Source organism: Spinactinospora alkalitolerans, assembly GCF_013408795.1.
Classification (GTDB): domain Bacteria; phylum Actinomycetota; class Actinomycetes; order Streptosporangiales; family Streptosporangiaceae; genus Spinactinospora; species Spinactinospora alkalitolerans.
The window spans coordinates 294,898-314,964 of sequence record NZ_JACCCC010000001.1; the positions used below are offsets into that span (position 1 = coordinate 294,898).

Sequence of the window (20,067 nt, forward strand, 5' to 3'; positions counted from 1 at the left end):
ACCGCCGCGTTCATGGGGTGGGATGGGACTTTCAGGGCTCGGCCCTGCCGTGCCGCCGGCGGCTTGCGCGCACTGCGACGGCCGGTCCCTGTGCGAACACGGTCGTCGAACATCAGGAGGACGCACATGCGGCTGTTCGCGGCGCTGGAACCGCCGACCGGGACCCTCGACGCGGTCGGGCGGGCCCTCGCCGACGCCCGCCCGGACCGGCGCGGCGCCCGCCGGGACGTGCGCGGCGTCCGCTGGACGCCGCGCGCGGACTGGCACCTGACGCTGGTGTTCCTCGGCGAGGTCCCCGACGAGCGGGTGCCCGCGCTGCGCGAGCGGTTCACCGCGGAGACCGCGGGGCACCCGGCCATGACGCTCGCACTGCGCGGCGCCGGGACCTTCCCCGACGACGCCGCCCGCGCCCGGGTGCTGTGGGCCGGGGTGGAGGGCGACGTCGCCGCGCTGACCCGGCTCGCCGAGGGGCTGCGCGACGCGGCCGCCGACCTCGGCGTGCCGGTGGAGCACCGGCCCTACGTGCCGCATCTCACGCTCGTGCGCACCCGGTGGCCGTCCGACCTCTCCGCCCTCAGGCGCTCCCTGGACGGAATCGACGCGCCGCCGTGGCGGGCCGCCGACGTCCACCTGGTGCACAGCCGCCCGAACGGCGCTCCCCGGTACCGGACCGTCGCCACCTGCGCCCTATCCTGAGGCTGGATCCACGTCCACCGAGAACAGCCGTGCGGCCGAGAAGCGGGGCGACCCCATGAGCATGCTCACCAACAACCGCAAGCAGCGCTGGCTGCTGCCCACGGTGCTCGCGGTGATCGTGCTCATCGTCGTCCTCGGGGCGCTGCTGGGGTAGCGCCCCGGAACGCCACGGGCGGGTTCAGGCCGACGTGGACGCCCTGGCGACCGCCAGGGCCACCAGCGCGGCGTTGTCCTCGGCCTCGGAGCCGTCCGGGGCCAGCAGCGTGTCCTCCAGCCCGATCCGCACGTCGCGCCCGTTGGCGACCGCGGCGTCCAGGAGCGGCCAGGCCGTGACGTCGGTGCCGTGCAGCGTCCTGGCCGACCGCAGGTCCGCGCGGTCCAGGACGGCGTCGATGCGCGCCACGGTGCCCAGCGCCTCCTGCACCGTCTGCTCCATGGGTTCCACGAGGACGCGGTCGAATTCCGCGGCCAGCCCGCTCGCGACCAGGATGCGGGCCGCGTCGGCCGTCCACACCCCCGCCTCCACGGAGACCCGCCGGTCGATGAGCATCCGCGCCACCTCCACCGAACCGGGCTCGTGCAGGTTCACCGTCGCGGCGTCGGGCAGTCCTCCCCACCGCTGGACGAGGTCGTAGCGCCGCCACGGATCGGGCTCGGCCGACAGCGCGGTCGTGACGCTGATGGGCACCCCGGGGACCGCCGCCCGCAGCGCCTCCAGCACAGCCGTCAGCACCTGCGGTTCCAGGCTCTGGGCGCCCTTGGCGTCGCGCGGGTGGACGTGCACCTCCGTCGCCCCCGCGGCCACCACGGCGCGCGCGTCGGCGGCGAGCTGGTCCGCCGAGACCGGTAGGGACGGGTGCGCTCCCGGACGCCGGTCTCCGTTCAGGCAGGCGACTATCCTCATGGCCTTCCTCTCGCCTCGGGCGGATCACCTGTGTCCGAACATGCCCACGGCGCACGGGTCGCAAGCCATGTGCGACGGTCCGGATGGGAGGTGGCAGGATGGCGCACATGACGAGAAGCGCCGTTGTACGGCTGGCGGCGGCGATCGCGGTGCTTCCCGTGACGCTCGGCGCGGCGCCGCCGCCCTCACCGGAGCCGTCGGCGACGGGGGACCTGCCCGAGGGCTCCGAGCTCGCCTTCCACCTGGAGGACCCGAGCATCGCCGAGTCCAGCGGGCTGGCGGCCTCGCAGCGGCACGACGGCGTGTACTGGACGCACAACGACAGCGGGGACCAGTACGGCCCGGACCTCTACGCGATCGGCGCCGACGGCCGGACGCTGGCCACGATCACCCTGTCCGGCTCGGGCGTGGAGTCCCGCGACTGGGAGGCCGTCGCGGTCGGCACCGACGACGCGGGGGAACCGGCGATCTACGTCGGCGACATCGGCGACAACTTCCAGGGCGGCTGGCCCAACGTCCGGGTCTACCGGCTGCCCGAGCCCGCTCGGTTGACCGACCAGACCGTCGAGGCCACGACGTTCACGTTCACCTACGCCGACGGCGGCCGCGACGCCGAGGGGATGATGGTCGACCCGCGCGACGGCCGCCTCTACGTCATCAGCAAGGAGATCGCCGGCGGCGTCTACGCGGCCCCCGAGCGGTTGTCGGCCGAGGGGACCAACGAGCTGACCAGGGTCGGCTCGGCCCCGCTGTACGCCACGGACGCGGCGTTCGCGCCGGACGGCTCGCACTACGCCGTCCGCACCTACTGGGGCGCCACGCTCTACGACGCGTCCGAGGGCGTCCCCGGCGACATCGTCGACCGCGTCTCACTGCCCGAGCTGGACCAGGGGGAGTCGCTGAGCTACACCGCGGACGGCACGGCCCTGATGGCCGGGACGGAAGGGGCGCGCAGCCCCGTCTGGCGGGTCCCGCTGCCCGCGGAGGGCGGGACCGGCCCCGAGGCCGAGGAGACCGTCTCGGCGACTCCGCCGGCCGAGTCGGCCGAGGACGAGGAGGGCGGCGCCTCAGCCTTCATCCTGGGCGGGATCGGCGTCGCCGCCGTCGTCATCGGCGGCATCGTCCTGCTCGCCAGGAGGGGATGAGAGGGCGGACCCGCTCAGTCCCATTCCTCGCCCGGCGGGAATTCCGAGGTGTCGAGCTCCAGGTCGAAGGGCGCCGGAACGGTGATCTTCTCCCCGAAGGGAACCGTGTGGGAGTGCAGGTAGCGGCCAGACCGTGGGTTCTCGTACAGGGTGACCGACGGGCCGTTCGGGTCCCACGCGTCGATCAGCAAATACAGCGGGACCGGGCCGTGGGCGTATCCCCAGAGCTTTGTCTTGCGATCGGTGTCGGCGTTGTCCTTGGAGGTGATCTCGACCGCGAGGAAGATCTCTTCGGCCGGGACCGGCGCCTTGGTGTCCCTGAGCACTGCATGCGGAGCGACGACCAGGTCAGGGATGAACAGCTTGCACAGTGGAGTGATCCACATGCCAAGCGTCTGGTAGATGTCCCAATCGTCGGGAATCGTGCGCAGCAGGGCGCGGTTCGCCCGTCCGGCGATGAAATTGTGTGGGTTCGAGGGGGGTGCCACCAGACTGATTCTTCCCGGGTCGATGATTTCGGCCCGCCATCCGTCGGGCACATCCAGCTCTCGCCAGGTGCGCAGCAGCAGATCCTCGCCGGGTGTGGCAGGGGAAACGGCTTCCATCACAGCGACACTCATTTCGCTACGTCACCTCCAGAACCGGAAGCGTAGTCAACGCCGGTCCGGTCCGCCCGTCATTTCCACAGGATAAACAGCCGTTGTGGATCATGCGCGGTCAGCGCCTCGGGACCGGGCCGATTTCTCGGTTACAGCCCGGCGGTATCGGCCAGGACGCGGGCCTCGGTCATCTCCTGCTCCGCCTCTTCGGTGAAGCCGGTGTCGAGCAGGTCGAAGGACGATTCGACCGCGCGGGCGAAGGCCCAGGCGAGCAGCCGCTCGACCGGTTCGCCGAGCACGTCGGCGACCAGCGCGAAGCGGTGCCGGAAGACCGCCTTCGGGTCGGCGTGCCCGCCCGGCGGGTCGACCTGCATGAGCAGCGGCCACGGGTCGTAGCCGGGGTCGCCGACCATCGGCTTGGGGTCGATCGCCAGCCACGGGGTCCTGGTCGCGGCCAGTATGTTGCCGGGGTTGAAGTCGCCGTGCACGGCGACCGTCCGCGTGGCGGTCGCGGGCAGCGACTCCAGCAGCCCGGCGCCCAGCTCCACCAGGCGCGGGTCGAACACCCGCGGGTCCGGGCGCAGCCGCGCGAAGCGTTCACGCGTCAGAACGGCCCACTCCGCGACGACGTCGCCGACGCGCTCCAGCCCCAGTCCCTCGCCCGATCCGCGCGACCACAGGCCCGCGAGCGCGTGCGCCGCCGCGGTCAGCAGGTCCTCGGGCGGCCCTTCCGCGTCCTTCAGCCTGCCGCCGGGCTCGCAGGCTTCGAGGAGCAGGGCGAAGCCGTCGGGGGAGGACCGCAGCAGCCGCACCGCGCCCGCGCCGTCCCAGAACCGCAGCGCGGCGCCCTCGCCCCGGGCCTCGCGGTGCGGGTAGGAGACCTTGAGGACGGCGCGCCCGCCGTCGGCGGTGGTCACCGGCGCCGCCCACGAGCAGCTGCCGCCGTCGAACGGGCGGCCCGGGTCCAGCTCCCACTCGGCGCACAGCCGCTCCAGGATGCCGGGCAGCGCGTCGATCCAGGCCGTCCCGTCCGTGAGCGCGCGGACGTTGCGGACGACGGGGGCCGGCAGCGGCGCAGGGGCGGAACGGGGGGCGGGGGTGCCGGTCACGACGTGTTCAGCCCTCCTCCAGGAAGATCTCGCGGGCGAGGAAGGCGTGCCGCGAGTGGTCGGTGAAGACGCCGTCGACCCCCGCGGCGAAGAACGCCTCGTACTCGGCGGCGAAGCTCCCGAACGCGTTGGGGTCGGTGCCGGAGCGCAGGGAGGTCGGCAGGTAGGTGTTCTCGCTGCGGAAGGTGTAGGGGTGGACCAGCAGGCCGGCCTCGTGGGCGTCGGCGACCAGCGACGTGGGCTCGCCCAGGTCGCCGTTGTCGTCGCGCGGGACGACCAGCGCCTTGGCCGGACCGATCGCGTCGGCGAACGCCGCGACCTCCGCCAGGCCCTCCGGCGTGGTGAGGGGCAGCCAGTGCTCCTCGGTGCCCATCAACTGCACCAGCGGCAGTTCCAGCTCGCGCAGCTTCTTCAGGCTCTCGGCCTCGAACGACTGCAGGAAGACCGGGACCTCCGGCTCCGGCCCGGCCAGCCCGCTCTCGCGCAGCGCCGCGATCAGCGGCGGCTCCAGCTCCAGGCCCGCGGAGACGTGGTGGGCCGGGTGCTTGGTTTCGGGGTAGACGCCGATCGGCCGGCCCAGCTCGGCGGTGAGCTTCTTCGCCAGTTCGATGATCTCGCCCAGGGTCGGGATCTCGAACCGGCCGTCAAGGGCGGCGTTGTCCGGGCGCACATCGGGCACCCGTTCGACCGCGCGCAGCGTCTTGACCTCGGCCAGCGTGAAGTCCTGGGCGAACCAGCCGGTGACCTCCCTGCCGTCGACGGTGCGGGTGGTGCGCCGATCGGCGAACTCCGGGCGCCCGGCGACGTCCGTGGTGTGCCCGATCTCCGACTCGTGCCGCGCGATCAGGTGGCCGTCCTTGGTGGCGACCAGGTCCACCTCGATGAAGTCGCCGCCGTAGCGCGCCCCCAGCTCATAGGAGCCCATCGTGTGCTCGGGCCGGTGGCCCGAGGCGCCGCGGTGAGAGATGATCTTGATCCTGGGTGCCTGCTTGTTCCTGCGCAACGCGAAAGGTCCGTCCGTTTCGACCCGCTGCCGGGTCCCTCGACCGCGGGCGGCCGGTCCGGGTCGACCCGGACCGGCCGCGGTGTCCGTTCGTGCTCGTCCGTCGGCGGCGCCTCAGGCCAGCCGGCCCACCACGTGGTCGACGCACTCGGTCAGCGCCTGCACGTCGCCCGGCTCGATGGCGGGGAACATGCCGACGCGCAACTGGTTGCGGCCCAGCTTGCGGTAGGGCTCGGTGTCCACCACGCCGTTGGCGCGCAGCACCTTGGCCACCGCCGCTGCGTCGACGTCGTCGCTGAAGTCGATGGTGCCGACCACCTGCGAGCGCTGCGCCGGGTCCACCACGAACGGGGTGGCGAACGCCGACTTCTCCGCCCAGGTGTAGAGGACGGCGGAGGACTCGGCCGTGCGGCGCGTCGCCCAGTCCAGGCCGCCCTGGCCGTTCAGCCACTCGATCTGCTCGGCGAGCAGCAGCAGCGTCGCCACGGCCGGGGTGTTGTAGGTCTGGTCCTTGCGGGAGTTGTCGACCGCCGTGGTCAGCGAGAAGAACTCCGGGACGTAGCGGCCGCCGTCGGCGATCTCGGTCACCCGCTGCAGCGCCTTCGGGGACATGATCGCGATCCACAGCCCGCCGTCGGCGGCGAAGGACTTCTGCGGCGCGAAGTAGTAGACGTCGGTCTCGGCGATGTCCACCGGCAGGCCGCCGGCGCCGCTCGTGGCGTCGACGAGCACCAGGGCGTCGTCGGCCGCGCCCTCGACCCGGCGGATCGGGGCCGCCACACCGGTGGAGGTCTCGTTGTGGGTGAGCGCGTAGGCGTCGACGCCGTCCTCGGCGCGCGGCTCGCCGTGCGTGCCGGGGTCCGAGGCGATCACGGTCGGCTCGGCCAGCCACGGGGCGCCCTTGGTGACCTTCGCGAACTTCGACGAGAACTCGCCGAACGACAGGTGCTGGGACTTCTCGCGCACCAGGCCGTACGCCGCGATGTCCCAGAACGCCGTGGTGCCGCCGTTGCCGAGGACGACCTCGTAGCCCTCGGGCAGCGAGAACAGCCGGCTCAGTCCGAAGCGGACCCGGCCGACGAGGGATTTCACGGGCTTCTGTCGGTGCGAGGTGCCGAGGTACTCGGCGCCGGAGGAGGCCAAGGCGCTCAACTGCTCGGGGCGGACCTTGGACGGGCCGCAGCCGAAGCGACCGTCACTGGGCAGGATGCTCGCGGGAATCTGGATCTCGGTCACCCGGCCAAGCGTACTCGCCGGAGGTGTGCGGCCGCAGGTGAGGGGGTGAGGTGCGGCGGCACCGGAATCCGCGGCGGTCGGTCCGGTGGATGGCGGAACGCCGGGTCAGTGAATTGTGGCCGTCCGGACATAGTCCTCTTTTGCCCCGATTGAGTCGGAGGGCCGTGCGCCGATACTCCCTGGTACCGAGATTCGGGCACCGGAAAATGTTTCTTTCGGAGGACCGGCCCGACCGGGAAAGGGGCCTGTGAGCGAGCGGAACGGCGACTCGGCGAGGAGCGGCCCCGCCCGCGGAAGCGGCGAAGGACCCCGTGACCGGTCACGGGGTCCTTTTCGGTCCGGCTCCTGCGAGGCGTGCGCTACACGCCCTGGGAGATGGCCTCGTCGGCTCCGTCGACGGCCTTGATGTCGCGCTCGGCCGGGCCGATGTAGTCGGCGCTGGGGCGGACCAGGCGGCCGGTCCGCTTCTGCTCCAGGATGTGCGCCGACCAGCCCGCGGTGCGGGCGCTGGTGAACATCGAGGTGAACAGCGACGACGGGATGTCGGCGAAGTCCAGGACGACCGCGGCCCAGTACTCGACGTTGGTGGCGAGCACCCGGTCGGGCTTGCGGGCGTGCAGCTCGTCCAGCGCGGCGTTCTCCAGCGCGGCGGCCACCTCGTAGCGCGGGGCGTCGAGCTCCTTGGCGGTGCGGCGCAGCACGCGGGCGCGCGGGTCCTCCGCGCGGTAGACGCGGTGGCCGAAGCCCATGAGCCGCTCGCCCTTGTCCAGCGCCTGGGAGACGTAGGTGCGGGCGTCGCCGATGCGCTCGGTCTCGTCCAGCATGTGCAGCACGCGCGCCGGCGCGCCGCCGTGCAGCGGGCCCGACATCGCGCCCACGGCGCCGGAGAGCGCGGCCGCCACGTCGGCGCCGGTCGAGGCGATGACGCGGGCCGTGAACGTCGAGGCGTTCATGCCGTGCTCGGCGGCGGACGTCCAGTAGGCGTCCACGGCCTTGACGTGCCGGGGGTCCGGCTCGCCGCGGAGCTGGATCATGAACCGCTCGACGATGGAGGAGCCCTCGTCGACGCGGCTCTGCGGAACCTGCGGCCGGTCGCCGCGGGCGGACTGCGCGATCACGGAGAGAGCCGCCGAGGCCGCGCGGGCGACGTTGTCGCGCGCCTCCTCGTCGTCGATGTCGAGCAACGGCTTGAAGCCCCAGAGCGGTGCCAGGGTCGCCAGCGTGCTCTGCACGTCGACACGGACGTCACCGGTCGTGGTCGGCAGAGTGATCGGATCCGCGAAGGGAAGTCCGGGGTTGAAGCTGTTGTCGACCAACAGCCCCCAAACGCGCCCGAAGGTGACGTGGCCGACGAGGTTCTCGATGTCGACACCGCGGTACCGGAGGGCGCCGCCCTCCTTGTCCGGTTCGGCGATCTCGGTCTCGAACGCCACGACTCCTTCGAGCCCGGGTTTGAAGTCCGACATACCGGCTTCCTCCGTCTCCTCGGTCCCTGGAAAGGGTTGATCCCAGTGAACCGGTTGGGGATTTTTCGATGACACGCGAGGTGTCCCCAATGGTTGTGCCGCCAGGTGGCGTACGCCCCACAGATCGTGTGAGGATGCACCACTGTGAACCATTGTGACCCTGCTGAGCTGCGTGAACCTTACGACGGTACGCCTTTGTGCCGTTCTGCTCTGTCCGCGCACCCCATGGAGCAGTTTCACACCTGGTTCACACAGGCGCACACGGCGGGGTTGGCCGAACCGAACGCGATGGTCCTGGCCACGGTCGAACCGTCCGGAGCTCCCCGGGTCCGGACCGTCCTCCTTAAAGGGTACGACCGCTCCGGCCTGCGTTTCTTCACCAATTACACCTCGCGGAAGGGGCGGGCGCTCGCCGGTGAGCCGAGGGTCGGCGCGGTCTTCCCCTGGCACCCGATCCGGCGTCAGGTCGTTATTTCGGGCCGTGTCGAATATCTCAGTGACGAAGAGAACGACGCCTACTTCGCCCGGCGGCCGCGGGGCTCACAGATCGGCGCGTGGGCCAGTGAGCGCCAGTCGTCGAGGGTGGAGGGGCGCGCCGAGCTCGACGCGCTCTACGCGCAGTTCGATTCGGTCTGGCCCGAGGGGGAGGAGATCCCCCGGCCGGCCTACTGGGGCGGTTTCCGGATCCGCCCGGTGGAGGTCGAGTTCTGGCAGGGCCGTCCCGACCGGATGCACGACCGGTTCCGCTACCTCCTGGTCGGCGGCGACCCCGCCGACGAGACGTGGGAGATCGACCGCCTCTCCCCCTGAGACCGCGTCTTTCCGCGTGATGGTGAACACATTGCCTGGAAGTGGGTTGCCCGTTGCCGCGCTATGATTGAAACAGCGGTGGCCGCTCCTGCGGTCAGAGGCGCTGAAGCCGGTGAGTGCCGCCCGCCTCCGGGTGTGCGATCGGCGGAACAGCCGCGCACTGGCCCGCGTTGAGAGATCTGCCGTTGACAGCTCTCAACGGGCCCACGAGGGGAGGGGGAGCCTTGACCGCACACGGGCTTATCGACACCACGGAGATGTACCTCCGCACCATCTTCGAGCTCGAAGAGGAAGGCATCGTGCCGCTTCGAGCCCGCATCGCGGAGCGACTCCAGCAGAGCGGACCGACGGTCAGCCAGACGGTCGCCCGCATGGAGCGCGACGGACTGCTCCGCGTCGAGAACGACCGGCACCTCGTCATGACCGAGGAGGGCCGGCGGCTGGCGACCCACGTCATGCGCAAGCACCGCCTCGCCGAGCGGCTGCTGGTCGACGTCATCGGGCTGCCCTGGGAGGACGTCCACGTCGAGGCCTGCCGCTGGGAGCACGTCATCTCGGAGGCGGTCGAGGAGCGGCTGGTCAAGCTGCTGAACGCCCCGTCGGTCTGCCCGCACGGCAACCCGATCCCCGGCCTGGACGAACTGGGCCTGGACGACTACGCCCCCGAGCCCTTCTCCGGCGACTCCATCGTGCCGATGGTCGACGTCGCCAACGCCACCGACACCACGGTCACCGTGCGGCGCATCAGTGAGCAACTGCAAAGTGACACGGAAGTGATGCTCAGCCTCAAACGCGCCGGGGTACAACCTGATCAGGAAGTGACGCTCCTCGTGAGCGATGACGGCGTGCGAGTGATGGGTGGTACGCACAGGGATGGCGAGCCGACCGAGCTGTCACGGCAGATCGCCAGTCATATCTTCGTCGCAAAACCGTAGCCGCGCGCGGGGCCGGGGCCCCCGAGCGGATGACGCGTTGCTCTGCGGATGGCTCCCCGCTGTTGCTACGCTCGGCTCATGGCGTGGGCCGATCGGCACGAAGCTTCGTGTGTCCATTGCGCGGGCAGCGACATGGATCGCGTGGGTCATTCTGAGTACGGTCCGTGACGGCGAGGTGGCGGCTTTATGAAGCGGTGGGGGGAAGCCTTCTACGACGACAACGCGCTCACGGGGGCCGACGTCCTCGAGCAGGCTCAGGTCGCCGTGATCGTCACCGACCGCTTCAGCAACCTCCGGTACTGGAACACCTTCGCGCTGGAGCTCTTCCGGTTCGTCGGGGGCCGCGACTACCTCGGCACCTCCCTGATGGATCTCGGCATCCACGAGGCCGACCAGGAGCACGCGGCCCAGCTCGCGCGCCGGGTGCTCAAGGGCGAGACGTGGGAGGGCACCTTCGCCGTCCTGCGCGGTGACGGAACCTGGATCCACGTGCGCGCCCAGGCGGTGCCGCTGAAGCACGGCTCCGGGGCGATCGAGGGCGTCGTCATCTTCGCGACCGAGGCCATGCGCAACGGCCGCGTCGAGGAGCAGTACGGCCTGCTGTACCGCATCGGCGACCGGCTGGCGAGCTCCCTGGAGTTCGAGTCCACGATGAAGGTGGTCGCCGAGATCCTGGTGCCGCAGTTCGCCGACCACTGCTTCATCGACCTCTACGACCACGACCGGCTGGTCAGGCGCATCTCCGTGCACGCGGAGGGCTGGACGCCGCCGCCGGCGAGCTGGATCGACGTCGGCGAGGAGGTGCACTACCCCGACCACCACTTCGTCCGCAAGGCCATGCGGCGAATGGAGACCGTGATCGTCGGCGACTACGTGCACGCGGCCGACGTCGCACCGAACGAGCGCTCGGCGCGGGTGTCCGAGCAGGTGGGGGTGACATCGGCCATCGCGGCGCCGCTGCGCGCCCGCGGTGAAACGCTGGGCGTGCTCACGCTCGCCCTGTCCAGCCTCTCCCCCAGGGAGAAGACGAACTACGACGGCTTCGACCGGGACCTGGTCGGCGCCGTCGCCTCGCGCGTGGCGCTGGCCATCGACAACGCCCGGCTGTTCGAGGAGGAGCGCAGCACGGCGCTGGCGTTCCAGCACAGCCTGCTGCCGCGCGACTTCCCGCCGTTCGACGGGCTGACCATCGCGCACCGCTACCTCCCGGCCAAGCCGCTGGAGGCGCACGGGCACGGCATCCAGACCCAGGTCGGCGGCGACTTCTACGACGTGATCCCGCTGTCGGCCGGCCGGGTCGGGATGGTGGTCGGCGACGTCGAGGGCCGCGGGCCGCATGCGGCGGCGGTGATGGGCCAACTCCGCGCGGCGCTGCGGGCGTTCGCCCAGGCCGACCGCGAACCGGGCGACATCCTGCGCGAACTCGACGAGTGGGTCCGCCAGCTCGGCCGCCCCGACGACGAGGGCGGCACCTGGGTGCCCAGCGTCAGTTGCCTGTACATGGTCTACGACGCGTGGTCGCGCGAGCTGTCCTACGCCAACGCCGGGCACCAGCCGCCGCTGCTGATCAGCGACGGCCGGGTCGAGGACCTCGCGCTGGAGCTGTCGGACAAGCTGCTCGGCGTCAGGCCCAAGGGGGTGCCGGGCGAGGCCGCCTACCAGCAGGACAAGCTCACGCTGCCGCCGGGCGCGACGCTGCTGCTCTACACCGACGGCCTGGTCGAGCGCAGGCCCCTGGGCGGCACGGTCGACCTCCGGCGCTCCATGGTGCAACTGCACGAGCGGGTGCGCGAGGTGGCCAACAAGGACGTGGAGCAGATCGCCGAGGTCGCCGAGCGGGCGGTCCCCGGCGAGATGGACGACGACACCGCGCTGCTGGTGGTGCGCTCCCACCCCGAGGAGCTGGCCCTGCAGGAGGGCTGGTTCGTCGCCGAGGCCCCGACGGTCGGGGAGGCCCGCCACCTGGCGGCGACGACGTTCGCGAACTGGGGCATGGACCGCGACCAGGCGGAGCTGGCCTGCCTGCTGGTGTCGGAGATCGTCACCAACGTCGTCATCCACGCGACCCCGCACCCGGTGAGCCGCGAGTTCACCGCCGAAGGCGTCAAGGACTCCGACTCCACCGAGGCGGGCGGCGACCTGGGCGGCTTCGACGACTTCGACGAGGACTGGTCCGACCTCCTGGAGGAGGTGGCCGACGATGCCGAGGACCAGGCCGGGCGCGAGTTCCTGCTCAGGCTGCGCAGGGGGGCCGAGTCGGTCTGGGTGGAGGTCTTCGACCGCGACCTGCGCCTGCCGAGGATCCGCAGCGCCGGCGCCGACGACGAGGGCGGCCGGGGCCTCTACCTGGTCGACCAGTTGGCCTCCAGATGGGGCTCCAGGCCCACCCCCGACGGCAAGGCCGTGTGGTTCGAGATCCCGATGCAGGGGGACTAGGGCGTCACCGCCACGACCACGCCCACAGCAGCAGCACCAGGAAGACGAAGAACACCACGATGCCGCCAGTGGCCCAGGGGACGTGCATCCTGCGGCGGAGCCTGCGCACGCCGATCACCAGCAGGATGACCAGCAGACCGAGAACGATGACGCCGTCGTACACGCCGTGACCCTTTCGCCGTGACCCGTCGGGGGCGTGGCTTACAGGCCCAGCGACCGCCCCACGATCTCCTTCATGATCTCGGTGGTGCCGCCGAAGATCGACTGGATGCGGGCGTCCTGCCAGGCCTTCGCCACGGGGTACTCCATCATGTACCCGTACCCGCCGTGGAGCTGGAGGCAACGGTCCATCACCTTGTTGCACAACTCACTCGTCCACCACTTCGCCTTCGCGGCGTCCTCCACGCTCAGCTCGCCGCGGTTGAGCAGGGTGATCGCCCGGTCCACGTAGGTGCGCGCGAGGTCGACCTCGGTGGCCAATTCGGCCAGTACGAAACGGGTGTTCTGGAACTTGCCGATCGGGCGGCCGAACGCGGTGCGGTTCTTGCAGTACTCGATCGTCTCGGCGAGCATCCGCTCGGCGCCCGCGGTGGCCGACACCGCGATCGAGAGCCGCTCCTGCGGCAGGTTGTGCATCAGGTGGACGAACCCCTGGTTCTCCCGGCCGATCAGATTGGCGGCGGGCACCCGCACGTCGGTGAAGGACAGTTCCGCGGTGTCCTGGGCCTTCAGGCCGATCTTGTCCAGGTTGCGGCCCCGCTCGAAGCCGGGTGCGCCGCGCTCCACGGCGATCAGCGAGATGCCGTGCGCGCCGGCCTCGGGGTCGGTGCGGGCCACCACGACCACCAGGTCGGCGTTGATGCCGTTGGTGATGAAGGTCTTCTGCCCGTTGACGACGTAGTCGTCGCCGTCGCGGACCGCCGTCGTCCGGATGCCCTGGAGGTCGCTGCCTGCCCCCGGCTCGGTCATCGCGATCGCGGTGATCAGCTCGCCACCGGCGAATCCGGGCAGCCAGCGGCGCTTCTGCTCGTCGGTGGTCAGCCCGACCAGGTAGGGCGCCATCACGTCGTTCTGCAACGGGATCCCGAGGCCGGAGGCGCCGACGGCGCAGATCTCCTCGTCCACGATCGCGTTGAACCGGTAGTCGTCGATTCCCGAGCCGCCGAACTCCTCGGGCACGCCGAGGCCGAGCAGTCCCACCCCGCCCGCCTTCACCCACACCTCGCGCGGGACGATGCCGTCCCGCTCCCACTGGGCGTGGAAGGGCACGACCTCGCGTTTGAGGAACTCGGCCACCGAATCGCGGAACAGGCCGTGTTCGGTGTCGAAGAGCTCCCTCTCCATGGACTACTCCTTCACTCGCGCCGGTGCCGGCCCGCGGGGCGGCGGATGACCTCTTGGGAACACCGTAACCGAATAGCGTTCGGTCTTACAGAGTTTACATACTGGGTATTGCTGTCAAGTGTCGGTGTCCGCGGGGTGCGGGCCCGCTCCGATCCGCTCCGGCCTGTTCGGACGCGCTCGGGCGGGCTTCGGGTACCCCGGGGACTTGCTTCCCGACGCGAACCGAATATGGTTCGGTTCAAATGGGTTGGATCGATGCGCCTCCAGGAGGACACCGTGGCTGAGGCATTCATCGTCGGGGCCGTTCGCACCCCGGTAGGGACCAGGAAGGGCGCGCTGGCCGCAGTGCACCCGGCCGACCTGGGGGCGCACGTCCTCAAGGAGCTCGTGGCGCGCACCGGGGTCGACCCGGCCGCGGTCGAGGACGTCATCATGGGCTGCGTGAGCCAGGTCGGTCCGCAGGCGCTCGACCTCGCACGCACCGCGTGGCTGTCGGCGGGGCTGCCCGAGACGACGGCCGGCGTCACCATCGACCGGCAGTGCGGCTCCTCCCAGCAGGCCGTGCACTTCGCCGCGCAGGGCGTCATGTCCGGCACCCAGGACATCGTCGTGGCGTCCGGTGTGGAGAACATGGGCATGGTCCCGATGGGCTCCAACGTCAAGTTCGCGATCGACGCCGGCCTGCCGCTGTTCGGCGACGGCTGGACCGAGCGCTACGGCGCACAGGAGATCTCGCAGTTCCGCGGAGCCCAACTGATGTGCGAGAAGTGGGGGTTCGACCGCGACGACCTGGAGGCGTTCGCGCTGGAGAGCCACCAGCGGGCCGCGGCGGCGCGCGGGGCGGGGCACTTCGAGAAGGAGATCGCGCCGCTGGCCGGCGTCACCCAGGACGAGGGCGTGCGCCCCGACACCTCGCTGGAGGCGATGGCCGGGCTCGACCCGCTGCGCGAGGGGTGGGCGATCACCGCTGCGGTGGCCAGCCAGATCTCGGTCGGCGCGAGCGCCGTGCTGATCGCCTCGGAGCGGGCCGTCAAGGAGCACGGCCTCACGCCGCTGGCCCGCGTCGTCCAGCTCTCCCTCGTCGGCGACGATCCGGTCTACATGCTCACCGCCCCGATCCCCGCGACCAGGACCGCGCTGAAGAAGGCCGGGCTGAGCATCGACGACATCGACGTCACCGAGATCAACGAGGCGTTCGCGCCGGTGCCGCTGGCCTGGCTCAAGGAGACCGGCGCCGACCCGGCCAGGACCAACCCCAACGGCGGCGCGATCGCCCTCGGCCACCCGCTGGGCGCGACCGGGGCCGTCCTGATGACCAAGCTGGTCCACGAACTGCACCGCAGCGGTGGCCGCTACGGCCTGCAGACCATGTGCGAGGGCGGCGGCCAGGCCAACGTCACCGTCATCGAACGGGTCTAGACGCAATGCCGTTCAGTTAAGGAAGTCAGGGCTCTGTCAACACCGTGATGTCCACGGTGGCTTTGTAGGTAGTGCGGTCTACCCCGTTGGAGCGGGCGTGGTACTTCGAGATCGCGCGTTTGACCACCCGCGGCGCCGTCCGCAGACGCCGCTGGGGCAGCAGGTTCGCCAACACCTGCTGCCCGATCACCCCCCGCAGGTCGACCCGCTCGCCGGCGATGGTGTTCTCGGCCCGGACCAAGCAGTCCCGGGCGGCCTCGACCGCCACGGTGAAACTCGCTTGGAGCGGGCTGTGGCCGGTGGCGGTCACCGCGTCAGCGATCGCGTACCGCACCACCTGGTAGGTCGCCAGCAGCGCCCACACCTCCTGCTCCAGCCCTTCGGGGTCCTTGGCCCGCAGCACCCGGCGGCCGAGCAGGGAGGACTTCAGCTCACCGTAGGCGGTCTCGATCTCCCACCGCTGGTGGTACAGGGCCACCAGGTCGGTAGCCGGGTAGCGGTCGACGTCGACCAGGGTGGTGGCCAACCGGTAGCGGCCGGTGCTTTGGCCCTGGCCGGTGGCGATGGTGATCTGTGCCTCGATCAGCCGTAGCCGCCGCTTGCCGCGCATGACCAGCCAGGTCCCGTCCTTGAGTCGGCGTAGCCGTCGGGGGTTGCTGCCGGCGCTCATGCGCACGAGTATCTCGGCTCCGGTCGCGGTGAACTCTTCCAGCACGGTGGCGGCGTCAAAGCCGCGGTCGGCCAGGACCAGCCGGCCTGGGCCCATCGCCTGGCACAGGGCGGGCGCGTAGGCCGTCTCGCCGTGGCGGACGGGGCCGAACGTGGCTGCCAGGAGTGCGCGCGAGCCGGTCGCTACCAGGGCCAGCAGCCGTAGCTGGGGGTAGCCCGCCCCGGCCCAGCGGGTCGCTCCCTGGGAGCGGTGCACACTCCGGTTGGCTGCTGAGGCGGGCACGTCCAGCAGGGTGCCGTCGATGGCGCACACCAGCAGCCCTTTGAACCGGTGGGCGGTGTGGGTGGGGTCGGCCAGGAGGGTGAACAGGGCTTTGAGGGGTGCGGGGCCCAGGCGTTTGCGGGCGTAGAACAGCGCCGAGGCGGTGGGGCGGGGGGTCAGGTTCAGGCCGCTGGTGAGTTTGCGCCAGATCGCGGTCCAGCCCAAGGGGGCGAACAGTCCACCTGCCAGGAGCAGGTACACCACGACGCGGGCGGGCAGGAGACGGAGTCGCTGGTGGTGTCTGCCGCGCTCGGCGAGCACGGCGTCGACCATCTCGAAGGGCACGATCTGGGTGAGTTCTCCCAGGTGGCCGGGGGCGAAGACGCTGGGGGCGGAGCGGACTTCGCGGGTCGTGGCACAATGGTCGGGCAAGGGGTTCCCTGGTGACAGGCGTTGTGAGAGATGACTGTTCTACCAGGGAACCCCTTCTTCATGCTCCAGGGGGCAGGGGCCGGGGTTGACAAGGCACATCAGCCCCTAACTGAACGGCATTGGGTCTAGACGCGTTGTTCGGAGAGGCTGTGGCCACAGCCTCCCGTTCACCACCGCATGACCTGGGAAGGCCGCCGTCAGCGCGGCGGGTGAGCGCTACCCCGAGCCCGGCATGGCCGCCATAGACACGCGCTGACCGCCGGGGCCGGCCGGGGCCGGACGGCCGGGCCCCGTCACCGGGACGGGGTGGCGGGGCCGTTCTCCAGACCCAGCCAGGCGGCCATGTGCGCGAGTTCGGTGCCGAGTTCGTCGGTGGTCTCGGGCGGGGCGCCGTCCTCCAGGACCGTGTTGTGGACCAGCAGCCGACCCGCCCTGCGGTCGGCCTTCAGGTCCACGCGCGCCACGAGCCGGTCGCCGAGCAGGAACGGCAGCACGTAGTAGCCGTACCTGCGCTTGGCCGCGGGGACGTAGAACTCCAGACCGTAGTCGAAGTCGAACAGCCGCCGGGTCCGCTCCCGCTCCCAGACCAGGGAGTCGAACGGACTGAGCAGCGCGCGGGCGCCGATCCGGCGCGGGACCCGAGCGTCGCGGTGCAGGTAGCCGGGGCGCTGCCAGCCCTCGATGGCCACCGGCACGAGCTCGCCGGAGTCGACCAGGTCGCGCACTGCCGCACGGCCCTCGGCCGCGCTGAGGCGGAAGTAGTCGCGCAGGCACGCCTCGGTGCCGACGCCGTGCGCGCGGGCGGCGATGCGCACCAGCTCCCTGCGGGCGTCGTCGGGGTCGGGGTCGGAGGCGTTGAGGACGTCGGCCGGGACGACGCGCTCGGGCAGCGCGTAGCGGCGCTCGAACTGCCGGGTGCGGCCGTCGGTGGTGATCTGGCCGGACCAGAACAGGAACTCCAGCACGGTCTTCACCTCCGACCAGTCCCACCACTGCCCCTTGCCCCGCGGCCGGTCGTGCTCCAGGGCGGTCTCGATCTCCCTGCACGTGGCCGGGCCGATGCGTTCGACCTCCGTGCGCACCGACTTCACCAGGTCGGGCCGGTCCTCGGCGATGCGCCGCATGCGCCCCCACGCCTCGTCGCGGGCCCGCGCCATGCGCCAACGCAGCAGCCGGTGCGTCGCGGGCGGCAGCAGGCTCGCCTCGTGCCCCCAGTACTCCACGAGGTGCCGGTGCCGCCGGTCGGTCGCCCGGTCCAGCAGCGCGCGGTCGTAGGGGCCGAGCCGCGCGTAGACCGGGAGGTACTGGCTGCGCACCAGGACGTTGACGCTGTCGATCTGGATGACGCCGACGCGGCCGATGACGCGGCGCAGGTGCCGCATCGTCGCACCGGCCGCGGGCCGGCGGTCGGCGAACCCCTGCGCCGCCAACGCGATCCGGCGGGCCTGGGCGCGCGACAGCGTGGTGTCGCGCCTGGGGTGGGGGAGCGGCGCTGGTTCGTACACGAGTACTAACGTAGCGGTGCCGGATGACACCCGCCATCCCCCGGGGCCCGCCGAGAAACGACGGTCGGCCGCCGGATCGGGTCGCTATCCCATTCTGCGGTGGACGTTCTCCTTCCGCGAGGGGCCGGGCTCGGCGGGGGCGATCAGCGGGCCGGGCAGCGAGGGGTCGAGGACGCCCTCCTCCAGCCAGGTGTAGCGGTCCTCCATGACCCTGCGGGAGAGCTTGCCGTCGACGTCGTCGGTGTTGGACCACATGGCCGAGAACAGGCCCTCGATGCGCACCCGCGACTGGCGGGCGAACGCGTCGGCCAGCTCGCGGGCGCCCTGAGCGCGCTCCGGGTGCTCGGCGGCGTCGCTGTGCGCCCGCAGGACCACGGCGCTGATCGCGAAGAGCTCGGCGCCGATGTCGACCACCCGGGAGAGGAAGCCCTGCTTGGTCTCCAGCCGGCCCTGCCAGCGCGACATCGCGTAGAACGTGGACCTGGCCAGTTTGCGCCCGGACCGCTCGACGTAGCGCAGGTGCCGGCCCAGCGGGCCGAACTCGCCGAACGACGACGGCATCTGCCCCTCGCCGACCACGAGGGTCGGCAGCCACTTGGCGTAGAACCCGCCGGCCTTGGCGACGGCGCGGGCCTTGGCCGCGTTGTCGGCCTCGGGGTCGATGATGTCGCCGGCCACCGCCAGGTGCGCGTCGACGGCCTCACGGGCGATGAACAGGTGCATGATCTCGGTGCTGCCCTCGAAGATGCGGTTGATCCGCAGATCGCGCAGCATCTGCTCGGCGGGCACACCGCGCTCGCCGCGCGCGGCGAGGGAGTCGGCGGTCTCGAAGCCCCGGCCGCCGCGGATCTGGACGAGCTCGTCGGCGATCCGGTAGGCCATCTCCGACGCCCACAGCTTGGTGATCGCCGCCTCGATCCGGATGTCGTTGCGCTCGTCGTCGGCGAGCTGGCTCGCGAGGTCGAGCATCGCCTCCATCGCGTACGTCGTGGCCGCGATGAAGGAGATCTTCTTGGCGACCTCCTCGTGCCGGCCCACCGGCCGCCCCCACTGCACCCGCTCGCGCGCCCACTCGCGCGCGACCTTGGTCGACCACTTGCCGGCGCCCACGCACAGCGCCGGCAGCGACAGCCGCCCGGTGTTGAGCGTGGACAGCGCGATCTTCAGTCCCTCGCCCTCGCGGCCGATCCGGTTCTCCGCGGGCACGCGCACCCGATGGAAGCGCGTGACCCCGTTCTCCAGGCCGCGCAGCCCCATGAACCGGTTGCGGTTCTCCACGGTGATGCCCTCGGATCCGCCCTCGACCACGAACGCGGTGATGCCGCCCCGGTGCCCGTCGCCCTTGGGCACCCGGGCCATGACGACGAGCAGGTCGGCGACGACCCCGTTGGTGGTCCACAGCTTCACGCCGTCGATGAGGTAGGCCGAGTCATCCTCCGTGGGCGTGGCGGTGGCGTGCAGCCGGGCGGGGTCGCTGCCGACGTCGGGCTCGGTCAGCAGGAACGCGCTGATGTCGGTGGTGGCGCAGCGGGGCAGGAACGCGCGCTTCTGCTCCTCGGTGCCGAACATCTTGAGGGGCTGGGGGACCCCGATCGACTGGTGCGCCGACAGCAGCGCGCCGATGGCGGGGGAGACCGAGCCTGCGAGCGTGAGCGCGTGGTTGTAGTGGACCTGGCTGAGCCCGAGGCCGCCGTAGGCCTCGGGGATCTTCATGCCGAGCGCGCCGAGCTCCTTGAGCCCGCGCATCACCTCGTCGGGGATGCGCTCCTCGCGCTCGATGCGCTGCGCGTCGATGGTGGCGCAGAACTCCGCGAGCCGCTCAAGGAACGCCTCGCCGGTGCGGACGGCCTCGCCGCCGGGCCGGGGGTAGGGGTGGACGAGGTCCAGGCGGAGCCGGCCGAGGTAGAGCTCCTTGGCGAAGCTGGGCCGCCGCCATTCGCTCTCGCGCGCGGCCTCCGCGACCTTGCGCGCCTGGCGCTCGTCGACGTGCTCGGGGCCCGCGCCGGGTTTCACGGTGGTCATCCAGGTCACCTCATAGACGCGACTGTGGTGTGTGCCACACCCCTACCCGCTGGTAGTCCGCTGATGCCTCGGCGG

General features: G+C 71.3%; 17 protein-coding genes. 6 read left to right on the forward strand and 11 right to left on the reverse strand.

The window, feature by feature from the left end; translation table 11 throughout:
• Positions 1 to 126 precede the first annotated feature (126 nt).
• Positions 127 to 696, forward strand: a complete 570-nt coding sequence (thpR, locus tag HDA32_RS01495) for an RNA 2',3'-cyclic phosphodiesterase (RefSeq protein WP_179641459.1) — start codon at positions 127 to 129, stop codon at positions 694 to 696.
• A 178-nt stretch (positions 697 to 874) separates the two neighbouring features.
• Here thpR and HDA32_RS01500 read toward each other — a convergent pair whose 3' ends face one another.
• Positions 875 to 1,600: a 3-keto-5-aminohexanoate cleavage protein gene (locus tag HDA32_RS01500; RefSeq protein ID WP_179641460.1), complete on the reverse strand. Its 726-nt coding sequence runs from the start codon at positions 1,598 to 1,600 to the stop codon at positions 875 to 877.
• Positions 1,601 to 1,707: 107 nt separating this feature from the next.
• Between HDA32_RS01500 and HDA32_RS01505 the strand changes: the two genes are divergently transcribed.
• Positions 1,708 to 2,745 (forward strand): YjiK family protein, encoded by a 1,038-nt coding sequence (locus tag HDA32_RS01505; RefSeq protein WP_246334183.1) that lies wholly within the window; start codon positions 1,708 to 1,710, stop codon positions 2,743 to 2,745.
• 14 nt (positions 2,746 to 2,759) lie between these two features.
• Here the strand turns inward: HDA32_RS01505 and HDA32_RS01510 are convergent, their stop codons facing one another.
• The 5 genes from HDA32_RS01510 to HDA32_RS01530 all read right to left on the reverse strand — a co-directional run bounded on the left by HDA32_RS01510 (position 2,760) and on the right by HDA32_RS01530 (position 8,158).
• Positions 2,760 to 3,365: a Uma2 family endonuclease gene (locus HDA32_RS01510; RefSeq protein ID WP_179641461.1), complete on the reverse strand. Its 606-nt coding sequence runs from the start codon at positions 3,363 to 3,365 to the stop codon at positions 2,760 to 2,762.
• 128 nt (positions 3,366 to 3,493) lie between these two features.
• The gene (locus HDA32_RS01515; protein ID WP_179641462.1) at positions 3,494 to 4,453 is read right to left on the reverse strand and encodes an aminoglycoside phosphotransferase family protein; all 960 of its coding nucleotides are present in this window, start codon (positions 4,451 to 4,453) and stop codon (positions 3,494 to 3,496) included.
• Positions 4,454 to 4,460: 7 nt separating this feature from the next.
• Positions 4,461 to 5,456 carry a glycerophosphodiester phosphodiesterase family protein gene (locus HDA32_RS01520; protein WP_179641463.1) on the reverse strand — a complete coding sequence of 332 codons (996 nt, stop codon included), beginning with the start codon at positions 5,454 to 5,456 and terminating at the stop codon, positions 4,461 to 4,463.
• A 114-nt stretch (positions 5,457 to 5,570) separates the two neighbouring features.
• Positions 5,571 to 6,692: a phosphoserine transaminase gene (gene serC / locus HDA32_RS01525; protein WP_179641464.1), complete on the reverse strand. Its 1,122-nt coding sequence runs from the start codon at positions 6,690 to 6,692 to the stop codon at positions 5,571 to 5,573.
• Positions 6,693 to 7,051: 359 nt separating this feature from the next.
• Positions 7,052 to 8,158, reverse strand: coding sequence for a citrate synthase 2 (locus HDA32_RS01530; RefSeq protein WP_179641465.1), 1,107 nt, complete (start codon positions 8,156 to 8,158; stop codon positions 7,052 to 7,054).
• A gap of 144 nt (positions 8,159 to 8,302) precedes the next feature.
• Here HDA32_RS01530 and pdxH point away from each other — a divergent pair, with 144 nt between their 5' ends.
• The 3 genes from pdxH (at position 8,303) to HDA32_RS01545 (ending at position 12,339) form a co-directional block, all read left to right on the forward strand.
• Positions 8,303 to 8,968, forward strand: coding sequence for a pyridoxamine 5'-phosphate oxidase (gene pdxH, locus HDA32_RS01535; RefSeq protein WP_179641466.1), 666 nt, complete (start codon positions 8,303 to 8,305; stop codon positions 8,966 to 8,968).
• 224 nt (positions 8,969 to 9,192) lie between these two features.
• The gene (locus HDA32_RS01540) at positions 9,193 to 9,903 is read left to right on the forward strand and encodes an iron-dependent transcriptional repressor DtxR (RefSeq protein ID WP_179641467.1); all 711 of its coding nucleotides are present in this window, start codon (positions 9,193 to 9,195) and stop codon (positions 9,901 to 9,903) included.
• Between the two features lie 186 nt (positions 9,904 to 10,089).
• Complete coding sequence (locus tag HDA32_RS01545) at positions 10,090 to 12,339, forward strand: ATP-binding SpoIIE family protein phosphatase (protein ID WP_179641468.1); 2,250 nt, start codon at positions 10,090 to 10,092, stop codon at positions 12,337 to 12,339.
• A gap of 4 nt (positions 12,340 to 12,343) precedes the next feature.
• Here the strand turns inward: HDA32_RS01545 and HDA32_RS01550 are convergent, their stop codons facing one another.
• Together HDA32_RS01550 and HDA32_RS01555 are read right to left on the reverse strand one after the other, a co-directional pair.
• Entirely contained in the window at positions 12,344 to 12,502 is a 159-nt protein-coding gene (locus HDA32_RS01550) for a hypothetical protein (RefSeq protein ID WP_179641469.1), read from the reverse strand.
• Positions 12,503 to 12,540: 38 nt separating this feature from the next.
• Positions 12,541 to 13,683, reverse strand: coding sequence for an acyl-CoA dehydrogenase family protein (locus tag HDA32_RS01555; protein WP_179641470.1), 1,143 nt, complete (start codon positions 13,681 to 13,683; stop codon positions 12,541 to 12,543).
• A gap of 276 nt (positions 13,684 to 13,959) precedes the next feature.
• Between HDA32_RS01555 and HDA32_RS01560 the strand changes: the two genes are divergently transcribed.
• Complete coding sequence (locus tag HDA32_RS01560) at positions 13,960 to 15,102, forward strand: acetyl-CoA C-acetyltransferase (protein WP_179641471.1); 1,143 nt, start codon at positions 13,960 to 13,962, stop codon at positions 15,100 to 15,102.
• A gap of 25 nt (positions 15,103 to 15,127) precedes the next feature.
• On the opposite strand, the gene HDA32_RS01565 is transcribed toward HDA32_RS01560, so the two are convergent.
• From HDA32_RS01565 to HDA32_RS01575, 3 genes are all read right to left on the reverse strand, one after another.
• Entirely contained in the window at positions 15,128 to 16,465 is a 1,338-nt protein-coding gene (locus HDA32_RS01565) for an IS4 family transposase (RefSeq protein WP_179641472.1), read from the reverse strand.
• 293 nt (positions 16,466 to 16,758) lie between these two features.
• On the reverse strand, positions 16,759 to 17,970 hold the full coding sequence (locus tag HDA32_RS01570) for a winged helix-turn-helix domain-containing protein (RefSeq protein WP_179641473.1): 1,212 nt from the start codon (positions 17,968 to 17,970) through the stop codon (positions 16,759 to 16,761).
• A gap of 84 nt (positions 17,971 to 18,054) precedes the next feature.
• On the reverse strand, positions 18,055 to 19,992 hold the full coding sequence (locus tag HDA32_RS01575; RefSeq protein WP_179641474.1) for an acyl-CoA dehydrogenase family protein: 1,938 nt from the start codon (positions 19,990 to 19,992) through the stop codon (positions 18,055 to 18,057).
• Positions 19,993 to 20,067: the final 75 nt, after the last annotated feature.